The organism is Butyricicoccus sp. AM32-19 (genome assembly GCF_003480365.1).
GTDB lineage: Bacteria > Bacillota > Clostridia > Oscillospirales > Butyricicoccaceae > Agathobaculum > Agathobaculum butyriciproducens.
Genome location: NZ_QUIX01000011.1, coordinates 1 through 20,574 on the forward strand (window position 1 = coordinate 1; position 20,574 = coordinate 20,574).

At 51.0% G+C, this 20,574-nt stretch carries 18 protein-coding genes, 2 tRNA genes and 4 pseudogenes; 15 read left to right on the forward strand and 9 right to left on the reverse strand.

What is annotated here, in order from left to right; genetic code table 11:
- Positions 1–111 precede the first annotated feature (111 nt).
- Positions 112–971 (forward strand): annotated as a pseudogene (locus DW806_RS09815) (IS256 family transposase).
- A gap of 517 nt (positions 972–1,488) precedes the next feature.
- Here DW806_RS09815 and DW806_RS09820 read toward each other — a convergent pair.
- Both DW806_RS09820 and DW806_RS09825 read right to left on the reverse strand, forming a co-directional pair.
- On the reverse strand, positions 1,489–2,205 hold the full coding sequence (locus DW806_RS09820; protein WP_147359191.1) for a hypothetical protein: 717 nt from the start codon (positions 2,203–2,205) through the stop codon (positions 1,489–1,491).
- Entirely contained in the window at positions 2,177–3,499 is a 1,323-nt protein-coding gene (locus DW806_RS09825; RefSeq protein ID WP_158578343.1) for a phospholipase D family protein, read from the reverse strand. The genes DW806_RS09820 and DW806_RS09825 overlap by 29 nt, the downstream gene beginning before the upstream one ends.
- Before the next feature lie 352 nt (positions 3,500–3,851).
- On the opposite strand from DW806_RS09825, the pseudogene DW806_RS15710 reads away from it, so the two are divergent.
- From DW806_RS15710 to DW806_RS09840, 4 genes and pseudogenes are all read left to right on the forward strand, one after another.
- A pseudogene (locus DW806_RS15710) lies at positions 3,852–4,328 on the forward strand (transposase).
- Positions 4,325–4,762: a transposase gene (locus DW806_RS15435; RefSeq protein ID WP_199677297.1), complete on the forward strand. Its 438-nt coding sequence runs from the start codon at positions 4,325–4,327 to the stop codon at positions 4,760–4,762. Before DW806_RS15710 ends, DW806_RS15435 begins: the two are co-directional and overlap by 4 nt.
- Before the next feature lie 290 nt (positions 4,763–5,052).
- Positions 5,053–8,724: an S-layer homology domain-containing protein gene (locus DW806_RS09835; protein WP_158578344.1), complete on the forward strand. Its 3,672-nt coding sequence runs from the start codon at positions 5,053–5,055 to the stop codon at positions 8,722–8,724.
- A gap of 159 nt (positions 8,725–8,883) precedes the next feature.
- Positions 8,884–8,959 (forward strand) — tRNA-Val (locus DW806_RS09840).
- Positions 8,960–9,124: 165 nt separating this feature from the next.
- Here DW806_RS09840 and DW806_RS09845 read toward each other — a convergent pair.
- Positions 9,125–9,667: a tyrosine-type recombinase/integrase gene (locus DW806_RS09845; protein WP_118729835.1), complete on the reverse strand. Its 543-nt coding sequence runs from the start codon at positions 9,665–9,667 to the stop codon at positions 9,125–9,127.
- Between the two features lie 10 nt (positions 9,668–9,677).
- A pseudogene (locus DW806_RS09850) lies at positions 9,678–10,055 on the reverse strand (S24 family peptidase); the annotation flags it as partial.
- Positions 10,056–10,236: 181 nt separating this feature from the next.
- Here DW806_RS09850 and DW806_RS15215 point away from each other — a divergent pair.
- The 4 genes and pseudogenes from DW806_RS15215 (at position 10,237) to DW806_RS15730 (ending at position 11,255) form a co-directional block, all read left to right on the forward strand.
- On the forward strand, positions 10,237–10,407 hold the full coding sequence (locus DW806_RS15215) for a hypothetical protein (protein WP_158578345.1): 171 nt from the start codon (positions 10,237–10,239) through the stop codon (positions 10,405–10,407).
- Positions 10,408–10,703: 296 nt separating this feature from the next.
- Positions 10,704–10,826 (forward strand): annotated as a pseudogene (locus tag DW806_RS16080) (ssDNA-binding protein); the annotation flags it as partial.
- A 107-nt stretch (positions 10,827–10,933) separates the two neighbouring features.
- Positions 10,934–11,101: a hypothetical protein gene (locus tag DW806_RS15725; protein ID WP_407926648.1), complete on the forward strand. Its 168-nt coding sequence runs from the start codon at positions 10,934–10,936 to the stop codon at positions 11,099–11,101.
- A 1-nt stretch (position 11,102) separates the two neighbouring features.
- On the forward strand, positions 11,103–11,255 hold the full coding sequence (locus DW806_RS15730) for a hypothetical protein (protein ID WP_243022706.1): 153 nt from the start codon (positions 11,103–11,105) through the stop codon (positions 11,253–11,255).
- 92 nt (positions 11,256–11,347) lie between these two features.
- On the opposite strand, the gene DW806_RS09865 is transcribed toward DW806_RS15730, so the two are convergent.
- The gene (locus DW806_RS09865; protein ID WP_118729839.1) at positions 11,348–11,611 is read right to left on the reverse strand and encodes a DUF1653 domain-containing protein; all 264 of its coding nucleotides are present in this window, start codon (positions 11,609–11,611) and stop codon (positions 11,348–11,350) included.
- A gap of 143 nt (positions 11,612–11,754) precedes the next feature.
- Positions 11,755–11,831: transfer RNA gene (locus tag DW806_RS09870), tRNA-Ala, on the reverse strand.
- A 276-nt stretch (positions 11,832–12,107) separates the two neighbouring features.
- Between DW806_RS09870 and DW806_RS09875 the strand changes: the two genes are divergently transcribed.
- Both DW806_RS09875 and DW806_RS09880 read left to right on the forward strand, forming a co-directional pair.
- Positions 12,108–13,520, forward strand: a complete 1,413-nt coding sequence (locus DW806_RS09875; protein WP_110436756.1) for a glycine--tRNA ligase — start codon at positions 12,108–12,110, stop codon at positions 13,518–13,520.
- Between the two features lie 370 nt (positions 13,521–13,890).
- Positions 13,891–15,183 carry an O-acetylhomoserine aminocarboxypropyltransferase/cysteine synthase family protein gene (locus DW806_RS09880; protein WP_117488003.1) on the forward strand — a complete coding sequence of 431 codons (1,293 nt, stop codon included), beginning with the start codon at positions 13,891–13,893 and terminating at the stop codon, positions 15,181–15,183.
- A gap of 80 nt (positions 15,184–15,263) precedes the next feature.
- Here DW806_RS09880 and DW806_RS09885 read toward each other — a convergent pair whose 3' ends face one another.
- The 3 genes from DW806_RS09885 to DW806_RS09895 all read right to left on the reverse strand — a co-directional run bounded on the left by DW806_RS09885 (position 15,264) and on the right by DW806_RS09895 (position 16,884).
- On the reverse strand, positions 15,264–15,479 hold the full coding sequence (locus DW806_RS09885; RefSeq protein WP_118285795.1) for a DUF378 domain-containing protein: 216 nt from the start codon (positions 15,477–15,479) through the stop codon (positions 15,264–15,266).
- Between the two features lie 65 nt (positions 15,480–15,544).
- Positions 15,545–16,261 (reverse strand): NAD-dependent protein deacylase, encoded by a 717-nt coding sequence (locus DW806_RS09890; RefSeq protein WP_118729840.1) that lies wholly within the window; start codon positions 16,259–16,261, stop codon positions 15,545–15,547.
- Between the two features lie 101 nt (positions 16,262–16,362).
- Entirely contained in the window at positions 16,363–16,884 is a 522-nt protein-coding gene (locus tag DW806_RS09895; RefSeq protein WP_117488007.1) for a nitroreductase family protein, read from the reverse strand.
- Positions 16,885–17,065: 181 nt separating this feature from the next.
- Between DW806_RS09895 and DW806_RS09900 the strand changes: the two genes are divergently transcribed.
- From DW806_RS09900 to DW806_RS09915, 4 genes are all read left to right on the forward strand, one after another.
- Positions 17,066–18,670, forward strand: a complete 1,605-nt coding sequence (locus tag DW806_RS09900) for an ABC-F family ATP-binding cassette domain-containing protein (protein WP_118359433.1) — start codon at positions 17,066–17,068, stop codon at positions 18,668–18,670.
- Positions 18,670–19,035: a DUF2752 domain-containing protein gene (locus tag DW806_RS09905; RefSeq protein WP_118645579.1), complete on the forward strand. Its 366-nt coding sequence runs from the start codon at positions 18,670–18,672 to the stop codon at positions 19,033–19,035. The genes DW806_RS09900 and DW806_RS09905 overlap by 1 nt, the downstream gene beginning before the upstream one ends.
- A 154-nt stretch (positions 19,036–19,189) precedes the next feature.
- Positions 19,190–19,636 carry an NfeD family protein gene (locus DW806_RS09910; protein WP_118645577.1) on the forward strand — a complete coding sequence of 149 codons (447 nt, stop codon included), beginning with the start codon at positions 19,190–19,192 and terminating at the stop codon, positions 19,634–19,636.
- A 12-nt stretch (positions 19,637–19,648) separates the two neighbouring features.
- Positions 19,649–20,572 (forward strand): SPFH domain-containing protein, encoded by a 924-nt coding sequence (locus DW806_RS09915; RefSeq protein ID WP_118729842.1) that lies wholly within the window; start codon positions 19,649–19,651, stop codon positions 20,570–20,572.
- Positions 20,573–20,574: the final 2 nt, after the last annotated feature.

Below are 20,574 nucleotides of genomic sequence, written 5' to 3' on the forward strand. Positions count from 1 at the left end.
CTTGCGGCCTCTGCTTTGTCCAACTTTTCGTCCGCACCCCCCTCCATCCCAAACTTTGTGTAAACCTCCAACAAGGTGTAGAATAGAAGCAGAATGACGGAGGTAATCACAATGGCAAGAAGGAAAAAAACCCCAGAAGAAAACGCACGTCGCGAAAAAATTCGTGAGCTGCTGCAGCTGGCGAATGTAGGCAGCATGGATGACATTCAGGAACTGTTCAAAGACACTATCGCGGAGTTCATGGAAAACGGTCTGGAGGCCGAGCTGGACGATCAGCTGGTATGACTACAAGAACAAGGACACGGATAACAGCCGGAACGGGCACAGCAGCAAAACCCTGCGCACCAGTTTTGGCAAGAGTGGCAGCCGATGCCGCTGGAGCCCATTTATGCGGTTGTTTTTCCGGATGCGATTCACTACCATGTCCGCAGTGAAGGCCAGATCGTAAAGAAGGCCGTCTATATCGCCATCAGTATTGATCCTGATGGTCGGAAGGATGTTCTGGGAATGTGGGTTGGCGAGAACGAAAGTGCGAAATTCTGGGCTACCGTACTGAACAGCCTGAAAAATCGGGGCGTCGAGGATATTTTCATTGCCTGTACGGATAATTTGACCGGTTTTTCTGCGGCGATCGAGGCGGTCTATCCCAAGACGGAAATCCAGAACTGCATCATCCATCAACTTCGAAATTCCAGCAAATATGTCTCTTACAAGGATTTGAAGGCATTTATGGCTGACTTGAAAGCAGTCTACGCAGCGGTAGATGAATCGGCTGCTTTGGACGCGATAGACACGTTCGCAGAACACTGGGACAAGAAGTATCCTAAGATTTCTTAGTCGATGACAGCCTTTTCAAAATGCTGTATCTGGCGATGATCGACATCACGAAAAAGTGGACCGGCCGCCGGCAGGACTGGAGCATGATTCATGCCCAGCTGGCAATCTATTTTGAGGATCGGATGCCGGATTAACAATCCGGCTCGAAGGTCAAGGGGCGCTACGCCGCCGGCGAGGCTCCAATGGACGAGGGTGCCCCTTGACTCCCGCCTCGGTTGGCGTTATGTTGTAGACAAGGCGGGCGCAGCCAACGCCGCTCCCGTCTTGAAATATTAAGCTCTATTTTACACCGCATTTTGGCGGTTACACAGAATTCGGGGTAGTCCCTCTAAATAATATATTCCGAGAGTACAACCCTTTTTGTAGCGAATTTTCATCTTCCCCATCCTTTGCAAAATTTATCATTTTGCTCTGTAAATCGGTTCCAGTTTAATTAATCATATAGCAAATAGGCTGTGTTTTCAATAATTACACCTTGAAATCACAGCCTATTGCACTTATATAGAAGTAGAATTTTTCACAGTTCTGCCTGAGCATTCTCCGGTTTGTACACTAAATTACTAATCCGACTCCAGGCTTCCCTTATTTAAGCCATCTGCAAACCACTGCCTGATGCACACTCACAAACTGCAAGGCGCCTCATTGCCGCTCTCAAAACCGCCACAATCCCTTTCTGAAATTCACATCGAAAAATTCCCGTGCGGCCTGCAGGTTCATCACGACCCACTCACGAGATTTATGGGCCTCCAGTGTTTCCGGCAATTCTTTCATCAGGCGGTCCGCTTCATACGGTACACCCGCATTGTAACGTAGTTCATTGCTGTGCTTATTCACAACAAACGACTTTTTGCTCGTCCGCCATGCATTTTGAATCAACTTGATCGCGTATTTGCCGGTAACGTGCTCACTGAAATAATTCTCCAGTGAAAGCGTTCGGATATAATCCGGCAGCACATCACTGCCAAACTGCTGCATGACAGCAACGATAATCTCCGAGGAAATCTGTAAAATATCCGGTGCCTCGGTTTCATCATCCTTTAGCTGATCGAGTAAATCCGGCATTTGTTCCAGCATTCTGCGTAAGTATTCCCGATAGAATGCTGTGCCGATCTTCTGCTGCACCGAGCGTACCACGTTGCTGCGCATCACTTCGGTATTGGTCAGACCCGCTTCTACACGACAGATAACTGTTCGGCGAATGACCTCCGGTGCAACCGCTTTTACATCCTCGTTAGCACTGATGACAACCGCAGAATAATGTGTCAAATGGTCGCTCACACCAAAATCATCATTCTTGATGGTTTCGATCGCGTGCTGATTAAAGCGTGTATTCGTCAAGTCATCTACAATGATCGGGGCCCCTTGCACGGTTCGTTTTCAGGTTTTCAATGCCAGATCGGGTAAAATCCGGTGCCGAAATCTTAGGTTTCTGGCCGATCATCATTTTGAGCAGTGTTTCCAGAAAGCTGGTCTTCCCGGCCTTGCTCTGTCCATAAACCAAGCCAAATACCGGATACGGCAACCGCTGCTGATCAAACCTTGCCGCCATATCGCGCATCGTTGCCATCAGCGGCGAACAAAAGAACCAGTTCGCAAACTCAAAATACCGATACTGCATCCCCTCATAATCACCAGGAAAACGGCTGTATCCGTCCATATAATCGCGGAATAACCCTACATCATGGCGAATCTCCTCTTCTGTCGGATGCAGGTTCAGTGCCTCGCCATTCAGAGTGGCACTTTGCTTATCCGCATCGATTATCAACTGCGGGTATTCACTTCTCAGTTCTTTTTCTTTAATCTTCTCATTTTGGATTTGCCGCCGCAGCTTGACGATTTGTGCCGCCGAAATGATCGTTTTTCCCTGTTTACTTGTTTTCTTATCCTGCTTAGGCATATACGGCTTCAGTTTATCCGCCAGATTATGTACATCCAGAATAAATTTGACTTCTGACGCATCATCCGCAGTTGTCTCTGTCGGCTCGATCACAAAGACCTTATTCGCCTTGATTGTGCCGGCAATGGGCAGTTCATCAATATTTTCGCCCGCATCTGCATATTGCAGCGCTTTCATGGTGATCTCATCCGAGCTTTCCTCGAGCAGACTTTGAAACACACTGTAATACCAATCATACGCTTCATCGCCATCAACAAAGCAGATATTTTCTCGCTGCATACCGCCGAACGCATGATAAGACATATTGGCCGAACCTGTGATAACGCGCTTTCGGCCATCTGCCGCCTCCAACAGATACAGTTTTTCGTGGGAAACCGTACCGCGGGATACATAAAACCGAACTTCTCCCTTATCCATACGGGCAAGCAGATCATTCATTTTTTCACTTGACTGCTCGCGCATTCGCTCGATCAGCTTATCTTGATAAGCAATAATCTGATTCATGGACGAGGAAAGGATATGCTCACAGCCAAAGATAATCTCCGCATGATCGAACATATCCAGCAGCTGATACACAAAATTCAGGCCGGAGGAAAATGTAATGGCGTGAATGGTATCAAATCCCTCAAACAACTCCTGCCATGTGACAGTGTGCGCCTGCTTGTACCCCATCTCCACTACGTCAAGTTTGCTGCCTCGCTTTTTGTTTGGTGCCGATTTTTCTTCTTCGTCTACCAAAGAAAACAGATTCAAGTTATCGTCCATTGACATTACCCCGCTTTTTATATTTTTGTGTGGTCCTATGCTATTGTTTTGTACCCTTTCTGCTATGGATTGCTATATTTTTGCTCCTGCATCCGCCATATATGGCTGTTTGGTTGATAGCGTATAATCAAGTTCGCAAAAGCAAACAGAAAATAGACAAGCCATCAGGGCTCCTGTAAAATGATAGTTGTCGAAAAAATCATGATGTAAAGGAGAGACCCTAATGGCTCACAAAAAGAATACCACAAATCTGACAGAATTGCTACTGCAATGTGTGACGCAGCCGGATCCGATGCTGAGTATGCTGGAATGGCTGTGCACAGAGCTGATGTAGGCCGAGGTCGATCAGCAACTGGGCGCAGAGAAAAGTCAGCGCACGGACGGAAGAAGCGACTACCGCAGCGGTTATCGTCCTCGCCGTCTGGATACCCGAATGGGCACGATGTACCTCATGGTGCACAAGGTTCGTCAGGGCGGCTACATTCCGTTCTTCGTCACAGAGCGCAAGCGCAGTGAAGAGATGCTCGTACAGGTAGTGCAGGAAGCCTTCGTGCAGGGCGTTTCCACTCGAAAAAATGGAGAAGCTGGCACATAGCCTCGGCATCGAAAATCTATCCAGAAGCCAGATCAGCGAGATGACAAAAGGACTGAATGAGTAGGTCGAGGAGTTCCGTAATCGCTCTCTTCCGATACGGTGTACTCGGTTCTTTGGGTGGACGCACTGTATGAAAAAGTTCGTGTAGATGGCAGAATTATCAGCATGGCGGTGCTTATCGTGTGCGGTGTGGACGAAAATAGCCGCAGAGATATTATCGCGCATATGATGTGATCGACTCCTATGCCAAGCGCTTGCCGAAAGCGGTTCAGTGCCTTGAAGATGGATTGGAAGATTCTCTGGCCTTCTATACATTCCCCATGCTGGACGCGCGAAAAATCTCATCTTCCAACATGATTGAAAGATTGAATCGTGAAATCCACAGACGTACCAGCGTGGTTGGAATCTTTCCGAATGAAAGTTCTTATGTTCGCCTGGTGACAACGTATCTCATGGAATACGCCGAGGACTGGTCTACTTCCAGAGTAAATATACAGCGCTCGTGTTTTTCGTCTTATTATTGCTCATCAACGGCGCAGCTCTGTGGAAAGCTTCACAGTGTTTTTGCACTTATAGGATATTTATGCGAAATACGGATAAATGAACGCATAGTCATTAAACGAAAAACATCATACAGTATGTATGGAAATGACATAATAGAGAATTAGTAGTCGTTTTTAAGATAATAACATAAATATGCAAATATGAATATTCTGCCGATGAAGGGCTCACTGTATAGGTGGAGTAGACACGAAGAAACAGACTAACGACTGGCTGTGCCTTTATGGAAAATGCTGAATATTACATGTCGAATTTTGTCGATTAAAACATTGACGCATATGAAACCTCATGGTAAGCTGAATAAAAATATATGTGTTCTCTGCGAAAAATTGTGCAGAGTGCAGTGAACGAAGCGCACGCAATCGTCAAATACCAGCTTGCGGGTCAGGAGGAAAACGTGAAACGTCTTAAAACGGCATTTTCGGCGGTCTTGGCGCTCTCGATGGCGCTCGGCATGGTAGTCGTTCCTGCGGGAGCGGCCGACGGCACTTATCAGAATGCGGTTTATCCGGAACGGATATGTAGAAAGGCTCGACCAACTACATCAATCCGAATCAATCGAAATGGTACACCTGTAGTTGAAAAGTCGATTACTGTTTCGATTCCAACTGGTGATGAGCCATACAAGGATATGTATACGGCGGATGCACTTTTCCAGGATCTGACGGTCAACCAAGAAGCAAAATGCAATATTTCATTGCATGCAGAAGATAAAACAATAGTGGACGAAAACACGGATAATGGTGTCACATTTCGTAGAGAAGAAGAACTAAATAAGCAGACAAACGAAATAGATGTGCACTGGGACATGATTGTTACTTGTAATGCAAAAGCAGGGCAAACATATCATATGAAAGCCGAGTGTAATGGTTTATCTGACGAACTCGAGATTGTTTTAATCTCGGAAGAAGGTTCTAAAGAAGAAACACCGATTATAGACTGGATTACGTCGGCTAAGGGCACATACGGCCAGACCTGGAATGAAATGGTTGATGTTTCCGGCTGCAGCGCAACGATGAACGGCGCAGACCTTTCCGGCACATTCGAGGTCGTAAACGGTGAAACCGTCCCGAATGTCGGGGACAAATATCGGCTCAAATTTATGTCGGAAGACAGCAAGTACACCGTGGAAAGCGAGGAGTTTTCTGCAGAAATTCAGCCGAAACCGCTGATAATTACGGCGGAAAGCGCAGAGAAAGTGTACGATGGCGAACCTCTGGTGAAAGATGGCTACACAGCAGGCAAACTGGTGTCCGGCGACAAAATCATCGAGGTGAAGGTTTCCGGCACGCAGACGAATGCAGGAAATGCAGAAAATGTACCACATAATGCAAAAATATGCGGAAACGGTACAGATAAGACGAAAAATTACGCAATCAGCTATGCCAATGGTACGCTGAAAGTTATTCCGCGGGATATTGCAGACGCGCAGATTGATATGAAGCAGACCGAGTATGTGTATGACGGAGTCGAGCATAATCCCAAGCCAATCATCGCAATAGGCAATAAAACGTTGAAAATCAACGTAGATTACGAACTTTCTTACACCAATAACAGAGACTGCGGTGCAGGAACGGTGACAATTACCGGCAAGGGTAATTACACCGGAAAAGTTGAGGAAACGTTCCAAATCACGCAGAAAATACCGGAAAAGGACGCAGATTACAAGGTTGCGCTGCCTGCGGCTTCAATATACGACGGCAAGCCGCGTGAGGCGTCGGTGTGGACGAGAACAGGCGTTGGCGAGGTCACAGTTTGGTACAACGACAGCACAGCTTTGCCGGTTCGTGCCGGAACTTACAACGTGACGGTCGAGATTGCATCGAGTGAAAACTTTTCTGCAGTTAAACGGGTGAATATCGGCAGTTTTACAATCAATAAGCGCATAATTTACTTGAATACAACAGCGCTGAAAGTCGCGGACAAGACATGCAACGGACGCGATGATGATGCACGGATTAGCGGTCTGGCGTTCAGCAATCTTCCGGAAGGCGCGGCACTGAGCGAGGGCACGGATTACACGCTCTCGACACGGTATGCATCTGCCGAAGCCGGCGAATGGAATGTGACGGTTACAGTTACACTTACGAATAAAAATTACACGTTAGAGGACGAAAACTGCACTGTAAGGGGTAAAATCCTGCCGAAAACGGTCGAACTTATTGTAAGCGCGAAGAATGCAGTCTATACCGGTCTGCCGTACAGCGAGAGCAATATGACCTGCTCGGGCACGTCCGCGCCGACGTATCGCTACTACGCCGACAGCAACGGCGCAAAAAGCAATCAACTGGACGGTGCACCGATCAACGCTGGAACTTACTGGGTGGAAGCGTATGCACCGGAAACGAGCAGTACGGCTTCCGCAACCTCGCAAGCGGTTCGGTTTCATATTGAAAAAGCGCCGCTGTGTATTCGTGCTAAGGGTAAAACCATAACCTATGGAGAAACGTTAAGTGATAATGGTGCGGAAATCAATGGATTCGTGAACAATGAGAACGAAAACGTGCTTTCGGGTCTGAACTATGCGTTTGACTATGCACAGTTTAGCGATATTGGAACTTACACGATTATTCCGATGGCTGCAAAAGCTGAAAATTACAAAATTACATATGAAAACGGCGTGTTGAACGTACAGCCGAAGCCTGTTGAGATAAAATGGAACGGCGAGAGTATTTTCTATTATGATGGTACGCCGAAGTTGGTCACGGCAGAAGCGATTGGCGCGGTGAACGGAGATGCGCTTACTGTCATAATCGAGGACGGCAGCCGGACCGAAACCGGGTCGTACACCGCACGCGCGGCTGCTTTGGCAGGCGGAAAGGCGGGCAACTATGTGCTGCCCGAGACACAAACCTTCTCGTTTCAGATTAAGAAGGCGCTCGAGACGGCAGCTGTCACGCCGAGTACCGTTACTGCCGTAATCGATGGTCTGACGATTCGACTGACTGGCTTTGCGACCGAGCCGATCACGGTTTCTGCGCCGGATGCCGTGGCCGCGGGCGATACGCTGACCACCTATGGCGTGACGTACACGATCGACCGTTCTGCAGTGGACGTGCGCCGCGCGGAGATCACGTTCGTGTTTGCGGACAGCAGTGCGCAGACCAACGTTTATGGCGCGGGAGATATCGGAACGGCGTTTCCGACCGACGGCAAGCGCGGATACACGTTTGACGGGTGGAAAATCGGTGATAAAACGTACACGACGCTGACAGAGGAAGCACTTACTAAACTGAACGGCACGCAGACTGCAGCACCGGTGTTCACCGCTCAGCAGAGTGGAGGAACGAGCGGCAGTGGTGGCGGCGGTCCGGTCCGCACGCCGACCGGTGCGGTGACTGCGGCTAAGAGTGAGCACGGCGAGGTCTCGATCACGCCGAAAAACGCAGCCAAAGGCAGCACAGTGATGATTAAAGCTGTGCCAAAGGAAGGCTATGCTCTCAAAACAATCGCGGTTACAGACCAGAGCGGCAAGCCGGTCGCAGTGACGGAGAAGGACGGTCGGTTTACATTCGTCATGCCTGCGTGCAATGTCACGCTTACGCCTATTTTCGAGAGACAGCCTGCTCAAAATGTGAGCTTCGATGACGTCAAGCCAACCGAGTGGTACGCCGATGCCGTGCACTGTGTTGTGGAAAAGGGTCTGATGAGCGGTACAGGTACGGATGCGTTCTCGCCGGATGGCACGACCACGCGCGGTATGCTGATGACAATTCTCGCACGGTACGCGGGTGCGGATACGACCGGCGGTGCAAGCTGGTACGAGAAGGGTATGGCGTGGGCGCAGTCGGCAGGCATTTCGGATGGCCGCGCGCCGGAGGCTGGAATTACACGAGAGCAGCTCGTCACCATGCTGTACCGCTATGCGGATGCTCCCGAAGCCAGTGGCACACTGGATGCCTTTGCGGATGCGGATACCGTCAGCGCTTATGCGGCCGATGCCATGCGATGGGCGGCGGCGAACGGAATCGTCAACGGCTCGCACGGCAGACTGAATCCACAGGGGAATGCCACCCGCGCACAGGCTGCGGCAATGCTGATGCGGTTCTGTGAAAAGATGGAACAATAATACATTGCACCGCGCATGCCGGAGAACGCTGTGCGCGGTGTAAATTTTCGGGTCTAAAAATTTTTTGGAGTTTTTTCAGAAAATGTGTTGACAGATTCGTGATTCTGTTATATACTAAACAAGTCGTCAGGGATGAGACAACGACAACAACGACCCGATGGAAGTTTAGCTCAGCTGGGAGAGCATCTGCCTTACAAGCAGAGGGTCAGCGGTTCGAGCCCGTTAACTTCCACCAAACGAAAAGCTCCTAAACATTGTGGTTTGGGAGCTTTTTCTCTGTTTATTTGAACTTTTTTACAGCGCCGCAAGGGAAGCGGCGCTTTTTCCGTTTTTTGTGTGAATGCGGTTTTTTTGGGGTTTTTACGGGTGCAGGATGTGGGACTAAGTGTGGGAGCAAAAATCAACGGATAGAGACGACTTTTTTCTGTGTTTTCTTCCTGCTCTCTGTCGCAAAACTGAGCACCTTTAGCGAGGCGTTCGTGAACGCTTCATCGGAGAGGTGCGTATAAATATGCGACGTCATGGCAATCGACTTGTGCCCCAGAAAGTCCTTTGCAACGTTGATCGGCACGTCGGCGGACTGCAAATCAGTCGCGTATGTATGCCGCAGGCAGTACGGCGTGAGATCGTCAGCCACGACGGACGTTTCCGGGGCGATCACGCCGTGTACCATCTGTGCACCCATATCGAGATCAAGCGCTTGCTTGAACGAGCGCCACATCTGCTTCGTGGACGTTTCGGTGTGCGGTCTGCCGGTAGTCGGCTGCGTAAAAAGATAGCCGCTACTCTTTTCCTCGACCTTGTGCCAGAGATCGCGCGCGGTCTTTACCCGGACGGAGTACCGCTTGTCATTATAGCTAAACGTTTTGCGGAAACATCCGTCTAATGTGTTTGTTTTTATTGTAAAACATCTTTGGTTGTAAAATAAGAGGGTAGAATGCACTCGCTAACGCTCATCGGTTGCAGCCGGTGGACGTAATTTTTATATTTAGAACGCGCGTATCAGTACGCGCGGGATACCGATAATACGGTATCTTTCCGGGTCGGTGCCCTCGATCCGTCTGGGCGGGTAAGACGGGGTTCAGGGGTGCAAGCTCCAGCCAATCCTCGCTCTGAGCGTAGTTGATGCGTTTGATGGTCATTTCGTCATCGCCATAGCTGATGATTCCGATTTCGCCGCTGTGGTTCATGGTGTTCTGCTTGAGCACCAGCACGATATCACCATCACGGAAATCAGGATACATACTGTCACCTCGGACATGCATAGCGCAGAAATCCTCCGGCTTGCGGCCCTTGAGATAGGTGTTGGGAACTTCGACCATTTTCTCTTTTGATTCTTCCTCATAATGTCAGAACAAACATCCTTACTTTATATCAAACATTCGATTGGTTGTGATTAGTGTACCACCTGCGTGATTATAAATCACACAAGGAGGTGTAAAACATAAACGCCTGAACCAATCAGGAACTCCGTTAGGGGGCAAGAACGACCTGATGCGGATGTATTCGAACATGGTATTGCTGACACTGGAGCAAGTCGTAAAAATCTACGGTTTTACCGACAAACACAAAGCCAAGCGCATAATCGGCGCACCGAGAGCGTCCGGCGAGCATCGCGTGACGTACTATCTTGGCGACGTTGCAACCGACATCGTCAAGCGGCGTATTGGCATTGTACGATAAAATGCACAAGAAAGGAGAAGATTCAATGCAAAACAACAACTTTGCAGCCAATCTGGCTGCAGTCGAGAAGCACAGCTGCGGCATCAAGCCGAGCAAGCGTCTTTACTTCTGCTGGACGGAGGAGCAGCTCGAGCAGCTGGCCGCTCTGTGGGATACGGCGTCAAGAACCTGTGGAAGGGCAACCGTCCGCAGATACGCTATCCGGTCATCTACGGCGGCGACGGCATCCGTCCGTCCGGTGAGCCGTTCGTCCTGGAGTGCAAGGGACACTGGGTTACAAGCAGAAGCCGCAGTGCGTGCATATTTCCACCGTCCATGCCGACCTGCTGCCGACCGACGTTTACTCTGGTATGTATGCCCGCGTGACCGTCAACTTCTTCCCGTATGACGCTTCCGGCAACCGCGGTGTCGGCTGTGGTCTGGGCAACGTGTGCAAGACCCGCGATGGCGAACCGCTCGGCAGCCGTGCAAATGCTGTACGGCAGCGTACCCCGGTACGTTTTCGCAGTTGGTGCGGACGGCACTGGTGCCCAAGCCTGGCTACAAATTCGTGGACGCGGACATTTCCGCTATCGAGGCGCGTGTGGTTGCGTGGCTTGCGGGCGAGGAATGGGTCTTGCAGGTTTTCCGCATGCACGACAAGATCTACGAGGCAACCGAAATCCCGTACACGCGAGTGCATTACCGAGAATGAGGTGAACTACATCAAACTGCGGTCGTTGGAACGGGCAGGCTTTATGATCGGGTATGACCCGATTCGCAAGCTGCTGAGCGTCACTGTGCAGGAGCTTGCCGGTCTGGAGGAGCAGACCGTCGAGTATTTGCTGCGGTATCAATCAGTACGGTGAGGACCTCGTGAAGAAGCTGGCGGAGGCGATGGGGAAATAAAGAGAAACCCCTCTGGGAACTGGTTTGATACCGGCTCTCGGAGGGGCTGTTTTTATTCAGTTGCCTTCGGCGTATCTCCGTCAAAGATTACATGAGCAAAGCGGAAACGCTGCGTAACATCAGGGTACTTCTTGTGATCCACCTCGGAGGCGAACATATCATACGGCCGCGCGTAGATTTTGAAGTCGCCGTAGAGCGCCTGATAGATCACCAGCGATTCACCGGTTTCCGTGTGCGTGGCGATAGTGAGTACCTGATACAGCTTGTTCTTAAAGTGTAAGTATTTTTCACCGACCAGAATTTTTCTTGAAGCCATTCATATTTCCTCCAATCCTATATTTTTATTATAACAGAGAGGAGGGCAAAGAAAAAGAGCACACCCGCAATCAGGTGTGCTCTATTCTGATGGTTAATGCGAAAACATTCCGAACTATGAAAAAAGTTTGTATCTTCGCATTATGGTGGACTTGAAGGGGATCGAACCCTCGACCTCTCGGATGCGAACCGAACGCTCTCCCAAACTGAGCTACAAGCCCGAATATATGTTGTCAAGAAAAGTGTTTTGACCAAACTCAACTGAACAGGGAAGACGGGGACTGCTTTCCGCACCGCTTTTAACTGCGCTAATCGCCCAAATGTCAACTTTTTGCAAGCAATTTACCGATCAAACCAAACTCTATTCGTTTAATTCACTAAACTACCCTTGACAATTATTAATTATAACGGTAGAATAATTTCATGTCAAGCACTTTTTTCGGGTGCAAAGCAAAAACCGCGTGCAGCAGCCAGCTGTGCCAAAAGGAGAATTTAACATGAAAAACAGCGAAAAAACAATGGAAAAGATCGTAGCGCTCTGCAAGGGTCGCGGCTTCGTATACTCCGGCTCGGAGATTTACGGCGGTCTTGCAAACACCTGGGACTACGGTCCGCTCGGCGTTGAGTTCAAGAACAACGTCAAGGCAGCATGGCGCAAGAAATTTGTGCAGGAGAGCCAGTACAATGTAGGTCTTGACTCCGCGATCCTGATGAACCCGATGACCTGGGTTGCTTCCGGTCACGTTGGCGGATTCTCTGACCCGCTGATGGACTGCAAGGAGTGCAAGGAGCGTTTTCGTGCCGATAAGGTAATTGAGGACTGGTGTGCTGAGAATAACTACGATCTCGGCAAGAGTGTTGACGCGCTCAGCCAGGCTGAGATGAAGGCATTCATCGACGAGCATGAGATCGCATGCCCGACCTGCGGCAAGCACAACTGGACCGACATCCGTCAGTTCAATCTGATGTTCAAGACCTTCCAGGGCGTTACCGAGAACGCGAAGAACGAGCTGTATCTGCGTCCGGAGACCGCACAGGGCATCTTCGTAAACTTCCAGAATATCCAGCGCACCACCCGTAAGAAGATTCCGTTCGGCGTTGGTCAGGTAGGCAAGTCCTTCCGCAACGAGATTACTCCGGGCAACTTCACCTTCCGTACCCGCGAGTTTGAGCAGATGGAACTGGAGTTCTTCTGCAAGCCGGGCACCGACCTTGAGTGGTTCAAGTACTGGAAGGATTACTGCCACAACTTCCTGCTGTCTCTCGGCATGAAGGACGAGAACCTGCGTCTGCGCGACCACGATCCGGAGGAGCTGTCTCACTACTCCAACGCTACCACCGATATCGAGTTTATGTTCCCGTTTGGCTGGGGCGAGCTGTGGGGCATTGCCGACCGCACCAATTTCGACCTGACCCAGCATCAGAACACCTCGGGTGTTTCGATGGAATACTTCGATCAGGAAGCAAATGAGAAGTATATTCCGTATGTTATCGAGCCTTCGCTTGGTGCTGACCGTGTTGCACTGGCCTTCCTGTGCGACGCTTACGACGAGGAAGTTGTAGGTCAGGACAAGAACGGCAAGGACGATGTTCGTACTGTTCTGCGTCTGCATCCGGCTCTGGCACCGTTCAAGGCTGCTGTACTGCCGCTGTCCAAGAAGCTGACCGACAAGGCTATGCCGATCTGGCAGGAGCTGGCTAAGCAGTTCTCTGTTGATTTTGACGATGCAGGCTCTATCGGTAAGCGCTATCGCCGTGAGGACGAGATCGGTACACCGTACTGCGTAACCGTCGATTTCGAGACCGAGCAGGACGGCTGCGTAACCGTTCGTGACCGCGACACTATGGAGCAGGAGCGCATCAAGATCGAGGAAGTTGCTGCTTATATCGCAAAGAAGATCGAGTTCTGATTTTTTCGCTGCTGAACATTGATCATCAAAACCGCTGCACAATCCCTGTGCGGCGGTTTTCTTTTATTTGGATGGAGAACAGAAAACACTACCCAAAACCTATTGGAAATATAGGGATTGAGCCATCGGAAATTGGGCACTCTGCCGGAATGAAAAAAGTTTGTCGGAAAGGGTTGACAGAAGAGGGGGAGTTTAGTATAATCATAGCAATCCCAGTGAAATAATATGAATTTAGGAGACGCGGTTATGCGATACTACTTTGAAAAGCTGCTCCGCTCGAATTTCCGATTTGGGCGAATGTGATCCTTCTTTTTAGTACACGAAACGAATCAATCACTTCAAACATGTATATAAAAAGGAGATTATTATCATGGCAACTATCAAGAATACCGAAAACTGGTCCTTTGAAACCAAGCAGCTGCACATCGGTCAGGAGACCGCTGATCCGGTTACCGATTCTCGTGCAGTTCCGATCTACCAGACCACTTCCTATGTTTTCCATGACAGTCAGCACGCGGCTGACCGTTTCGGTCTGGCTGACGCAGGCAATATCTACGGTCGTCTGACCAATTCTACGCAGGATGTGTTCGAGAAGCGCATTGCAGCACTCGAGGGTGGTGTTGCTGCTCTGGCTACCGCTTCCGGTGCCGCAGCGATCACTTACACCATTCAGGCACTTGCTCAGGCCGGCGACCACATCGTAGCACAGAAGACCATCTACGGCGGCAGCTATAACCTGCTGGCACACACTCTGCCGCAGTTCGGCGTTGAGACCACCTTCGTTGATGCACACAATCTGGAAGAGCTGGAAGGTGCTATCAAGGACAACACTAAGGCTGTTTACATCGAGACTCTCGGCAACCCGAATTCCGATATTCCGGATATCGAGGCTATTGCAAAGATTGCGCACAAGCACGGCCTGCCGCTCGTAATTGACAACACCTTCGGCACTCCGTACCTCATCCGCCCGATCGAGTACGGTGCTGATATCGTTGTTCACTCTGCTACCAAGTTCATCGGCGGTCACGGCACGACCCTCGGTGGTATCATCGTTGATTCCGGCAAGTTCGACTGGAAGGCATCCGGCAAATATGCACCGATTGCTGAGCCGAACCCGAGTTATCACGGCATCTCTTTTGCAGATGCAGTTGGTCCTGCTGCTTTCGTAACCTACATCCGCGCTATCCTGCTGCGTGATACTGGTGCTACCATTTCTCCGTTCAACGCATTTTTGCTGCTGCAGGGCACTGAGACTCTGTCTCTGCGTATCGAGCGTCATGTTGAGAACACCAAGAAGGTCGTTGAGTTCCTGACCAATCACCCGCAGGTTGAGCATGTAAACCATCCGTCTCTGCCGAATCATCCGGACCATGCACTGTACGAGAAGTACTTCCCGAACGGCGGTGCGTCCATCTTCACCTTTGATATCAAGGGCGGCAAGGAAGCAGCATTCAAGTTTATCGACAAGCTGCAGATCTTCTCTCTGCTGGCAAACGTTGCTGACGTTAAGAGCCTGGTCATCCATCCGGCAACCACCACTCACTCGCAGCTGACCGCAGAGGAGCTGGAGGATCAGGGTATCCATCAGGGCACCATCCGTCTGTCCATCGGCACTGAGAATATCAACGATATTCTGGCTGATCTCGAGCAGGCATTCAACTAAGCAAAGTATCGCGTATTCCTATTTACCTCTTACAATTTGATAAGCAAAGCCCGCCGTTCCCGGCGGGCTTTGCTTTTTATTCAACTTTTCGGCTGCTGTGTGGTGTCATCCTGTCGGAAGAGCAGCGAGATACACCATGCTGCCGCCAGTCCGACCAGAGTGTAGACGATGCGGCTGATGGCGCCGGTCTGTCCGCCGCACAGCAGCGCGACCAGATCGAGCTTGAAAATGCCGATCAGTCCCCAGTTCAGACCGCCGATAATCATCAGTATCAGTGCGATTTTGTCGATAAGCATAGAAAAACTCCCCTTTCAGTTTGCATTCAGTATAACCGAAAAGGGGAGTTTCATACATTTTAACGTTACAGCTGGGAGAAAACCTCACCGATTGGCGCATGAATGACCAGATCAGCACGGCGATCCGCAGGAGTGGGGGACTTGTTGACCAGAACCAGCTTATTGCCGCGGTAATAGTCGATCAGGCCGGCCGCCGGATATACCGCTAGCGACGTACCGCCGATGATCAGGATATCCGCCTTGGAGATGTAGTCCACGCTCTTGTTGATCGTGCAGCTGTCCAGACCTTCCTCGTACAGCACGACATCCGGCTTGATAATGCCGCCGCACGAGCATTTCGGAATGCCGGTGCTCTTGGCGATGGACTCAACCGGATATGGCTTGCGGCAGCGCATGCAATAGTTTCGCAGCACCGAGCCGTGCAGCTCAAGCACTTCCTTCGAGCCTGCCTTCTGGTGCAGACCGTCGATGTTCTGCGTTACAACGGCACGACACTTGCCCTCGCGTTCCCACTCGGCCAGCTTGAGGTGAGCCGCGTTCGGCTTTGCATCGAGCGCCAGCATTTTCGCCCGATAGAAGCGGTAAAACTCCTCGGTTTCGCTCAAAAAGAACGTGTGGCTGAGAATGGTCTCCGGCGGGTACTTGTACTGCTGGTTGTATAGACCGTCCACCGAGCGGAAATCCGGAATGCCGCTCTCGGTCGATACGCCCGCACCGCCGAAAAAGACGATATTGTCGCTGCCGTCGATCCACTCTCTCAGTTTAGCAATCTTCTCATCCATGATATTAGCTCCTTTCGTCGCTAATGAATTGAAAACGGATAATGGAGAATTGAAAATTAAGGTATTTGGCATTTTCTATTCTGGGTTTTCCATTGTTTCGATTATTCGGTAATCGAAACCAGACCCTCATGACGCGGCTTTGCCGGCGTTTCCTTCTCGATGTAGCCGATTGCAGCGGAGCAGACAACGATGTGGTCCTCCGGTACGCCGTACTCGGTCAACAGTGCACGAACCTCGGGCACGTCGCAGGTCTCGCGCAGCTGGTTGATCCAGCAGGAGCCGAGGCCAAGCTCAGTAGCCATCAGCAGCAGATTCTCCATTGCAGCAGCGCCGTCTACCAGAGCGTGGTGCTCATCCCGCTTGTAGGAAATGATAATGTTGACCGGTGCACCGTAGAAATTATACTCCGGACCGCGATTGTCTGCCTCAGCAACGGCACGAGCCAGCTTGAGCGACTTCTCTGCATTGTAAATCACGGTAAAGTGCCACAGGTACTTGCCCATGCCGGAAGGCGCCCATTCAGCAGCTTCAACAATCTGCATGATCTGATCCTTCGGCGGCAGCTCGGACTTGAACGCGCGCGTAGAGCGGCGGGACTTGATAACTTCCATCAGGTTAGACATAGGAAAAACCTCCTGAAACAAATAGGGATTGATATTTATAAATATAGTATATAGCATTCTCGGTGCTGTTTCAAGACAACATGAACAAAAATGCGGCTGCACCTGTAAATTATCTGTGAAAACAGCGGTTTGTGTGGTATACTGATTCTAATTGAAAAATAATGCGGGAGGAATCTCTTTCATGATCAATATCAGCGATCTTAGCTTAAACTTCAGCGGCGAGCCGCTGTTCAAAGATGTAAACCTGAAATTCACCCAGGGCAACTGCTACGGTGTTATCGGTGCAAACGGTGCAGGCAAGTCTACCTTCCTGCGCATTCTGTCCGGCGATCTGGACCCGTCCACCGGCACGGTTTCGATTGCGCCCAAGACCCGTATGAGCGTACTCAAGCAGGACCACTTCGCCTTCAACGAGGAGACCGTGCTCAACACGGTTCTCGGCGGCAACGAGCGTCTGCTCGAGGTCATGCGCGAAAAGGATGCGCTCTATATGAAGGACCCGTTCACCGAGGAGGATGGCAACAAGGCTGCCGAGCTGGAGTCCGAGTTTGCTGAAATGGGCGGTTGGGACGCCGAGACCGAGGCCAGCCAGCTGCTGAACGGTCTGGGTCTGGATGCAGATGCCATCCTGTACACCGAGATGAAGAACCTCGGTGACGTCGAGAAGGTCAAGGTGCTGCTGGCGCGTGCACTGTTCGGCAAGCCGGATATCCTGCTGCTGGACGAGCCTACCAACCATCTGGATATTCAGGCAGTCCGCTGGCTGGAGGACTTCCTTGCCGATTTTGAGGGCACCGTCCTCGTTGTATCGCATGACCGTCACTTCCTGAACAATGTATGTACCCATATCGTTGATATCGATTACGGCAAGATCAAGCTGTATGTCGGCAACTACGAGTTCTGGTATGAGTCCTCTCAGCTGGTTCAGCGCATGATCAAGGATCAGAACCGCAAGAACGAGGAAAAGATCAAGGAACTGCAGAACTTCATTCAGCGTTTTGCGGCAAACAAGTCCAAGTCCCGTCAGGCGACCAGCCGCCGCAAGCTGATCGACAAGCTGTCCGTCGAGGAAATGCCGGCTTCGTCCCGCCGTTACCCGTGGGTAGCGTTTGACGCGGACCGTGAGGCAGGCAAGGATATTCTCGAGGTGCGCGGCATCTCCAAGACCATCGACGGCGAGAAGGTGCTCGACAACGTATCTTTCATCGTGCGCCGCGGTGACAAGATTGCGTTCATCTCGGATAACGAGCTGGCAATGACTACGCTGTTCCAGATTCTTATGGGCGAGATGAAACCGGATGAGGGCAGCTTCAAGTGGGGCGTTACCACCTCGCAGAGCTATTTCCCGAAGGACAACAACGAGTTCTTCGAGGGCCACGAGGAAAACATGCTCGACTGGATCGCACCGTATTCCCGCACGGATACACTGGAATCCACGCTGCGCGGCTTCCTCGGCCGTATGCTGTTCTCCGGCGACGATGTTTACAAGCCGGTTCGCGTACTGTCCGGCGGTGAGAAGGTTCGCCTGATGCTGGCGCGCATGATGCTGTTCGGCTCGAACGTGCTCGTCATCGACCAGCCGACCAACCACCTCGATCTGGAATCCATCACCGCAGTCAACAACGGCGTTCGTGATTTCAAGGGCACCGTGCTGTTTGCTTCCCACGACCACGAGTTCGTGCAGACCATCGCGACCCGTATTATCGAAATTCGTGAAAAGGGCGTTCTGGACAAGGAATGCACCTATGACGAGTTCCTCGAGTTCCGCGAGACCTACAAGGGCTGATGCCGGAGCGCTTTCGGCGCGGTCTGAACGGCCTGCTCGTGCTGCTGATACTGGGTGCGTTGGCATATGCCTCGGCGCTGCTGTTCGGCTGGAACTGTCCGATCAAATACTTGACCGGCGTGCCGTGCCCCGGCTGCGGACTGAGCCGTGCGCTTGCCGCTCTGCTCCGACTGGACTTTCGTGCGGCACTGCGGTTTCACCCGATGGTTTTCGTGCTGCCGCCGGTCGTTTTGTACGCGCTGTTTGGCAAAAAGCCGCTTTTCGGCTCCAAAAACCTCGAGCGCATGCTGCTGTGGAGCGTTATCGTGCTGGATATCGCAATTTGGCTGATACGTCTCGCGCTGCATGACCCGCTGATTTTTTGAAGATTTTCCGCTCGAACTGTACTGCACGGTCCGGGCGGATTTGTTTTATTCGACATTTTGTGCAATATGCAAAAATTAACCGGAAATTTAATCGGGTTTTGCTGTACTTTTTCGTAGGCACATGCTATACTGTTGCCAAGGGAGGGGATAGTTTATGATGTTTGGAATTGACAGCCTGTATATCTGGCTGGCTGTCATTATCATCAGTGTAGCGGTAGAGGCGTTTACACTCACGCTGTGCGGCATCTGGTTCGCTGCCGGTGGTGTCGCGGCACTCATTGCAGCCAGCCTTTCGGTCGGACTGATGGGGCAGTGGATTGTGTTCATCGTGTTCTCCGCGCTGCTGCTTGTACTGGTGCGTCCGCTCTGCCGCCGTTTTCTCGGCAGTCGGCAGCAGGCGACCAACGCAGATCGTATCATCGGACAGACGGCTGTTGTTACCGAACCGATTGACAATATTCTGGAGACCGGTGCGGTGAAAATCAACGGAAAGATCTGGACAGCCCGCAGTACGACTGACGCGCAAATTGCAATCGGGACAAGAGTCACGGTTGTGGAGATCCGCGGCGTCAAGGCGATTGTAAAACCGAACCAACTGTAAAGGAGCGTTATCATGGATTATATTATTGTACCCATCATCTGGATTGTGCTGATTATTCTGTTCATCGCGTTCATTGCAAGCAATATCGTGATCGTGCCGCAGGCGAAGGCGTATGTTATCGAGCGTCTCGGTACCTACCGCGACACATGGAGCACCGGCCTGCATTTCAAGGTGCCGCTGTTTGAGCGCATTGCCCGCAAGGTAACCCTCAAGGAGCAGGTAGTCGATTTTCCGCCGCAGCCGGTTATCACCAAGGATAACGTAACCATGCAGATCGACACGGTCGTGTACTTCCAGATCACCGATCCGAAGCTGTTTGCATACGGTATCGAAAGCCCGATGGCGGCAATTGAAAATCTGACTGCAACCACACTGCGAAACATTATCGGTGATCTCGAACTTGACCAGACGCTGACCAGCCGCGATATCATCAACACCAAAATGCGCTCCATCCTCGATGAAGCGACCGATGACTGGGGCATTAAGGTAAATCGTGTGGAGCTGAAGAACATCATTCCGCCGGCTGCTATTCAGGAATCTATGGAGAAGCAGATGAAGGCCGAGCGCGAACGCCGTGAGTCCATTCTGGTAGCGGAAGGTAAAAAGCAGTCCGCGATTCTGGTGGCTGAAGGCGAAAAGGAAGCAACTGTTCTTGCTGCAGAGGCAAATCGCCTTGCTAAGATCAAGGAGGCCGAAGGTGAAGCGGAAGCGCTGCTTACCGTGCAGAAGGCACTGGCAGCCTCCATCAATCTGCTGAATGAAGCGGCACCGACCGAGCAGGTTATTAAGCTGAAATCCCTCGAGGCATTCAGCAGCGCCGCTGACGGCAAGGCAACTAAGATCATTATCCCGAGCGAGATTCAGAGCCTTGCGGGTCTGGCAACCTCATTCAAGGAAGTTATGACCGATCCGAAGCGCGAACAGCCCAAGAAGTAAAA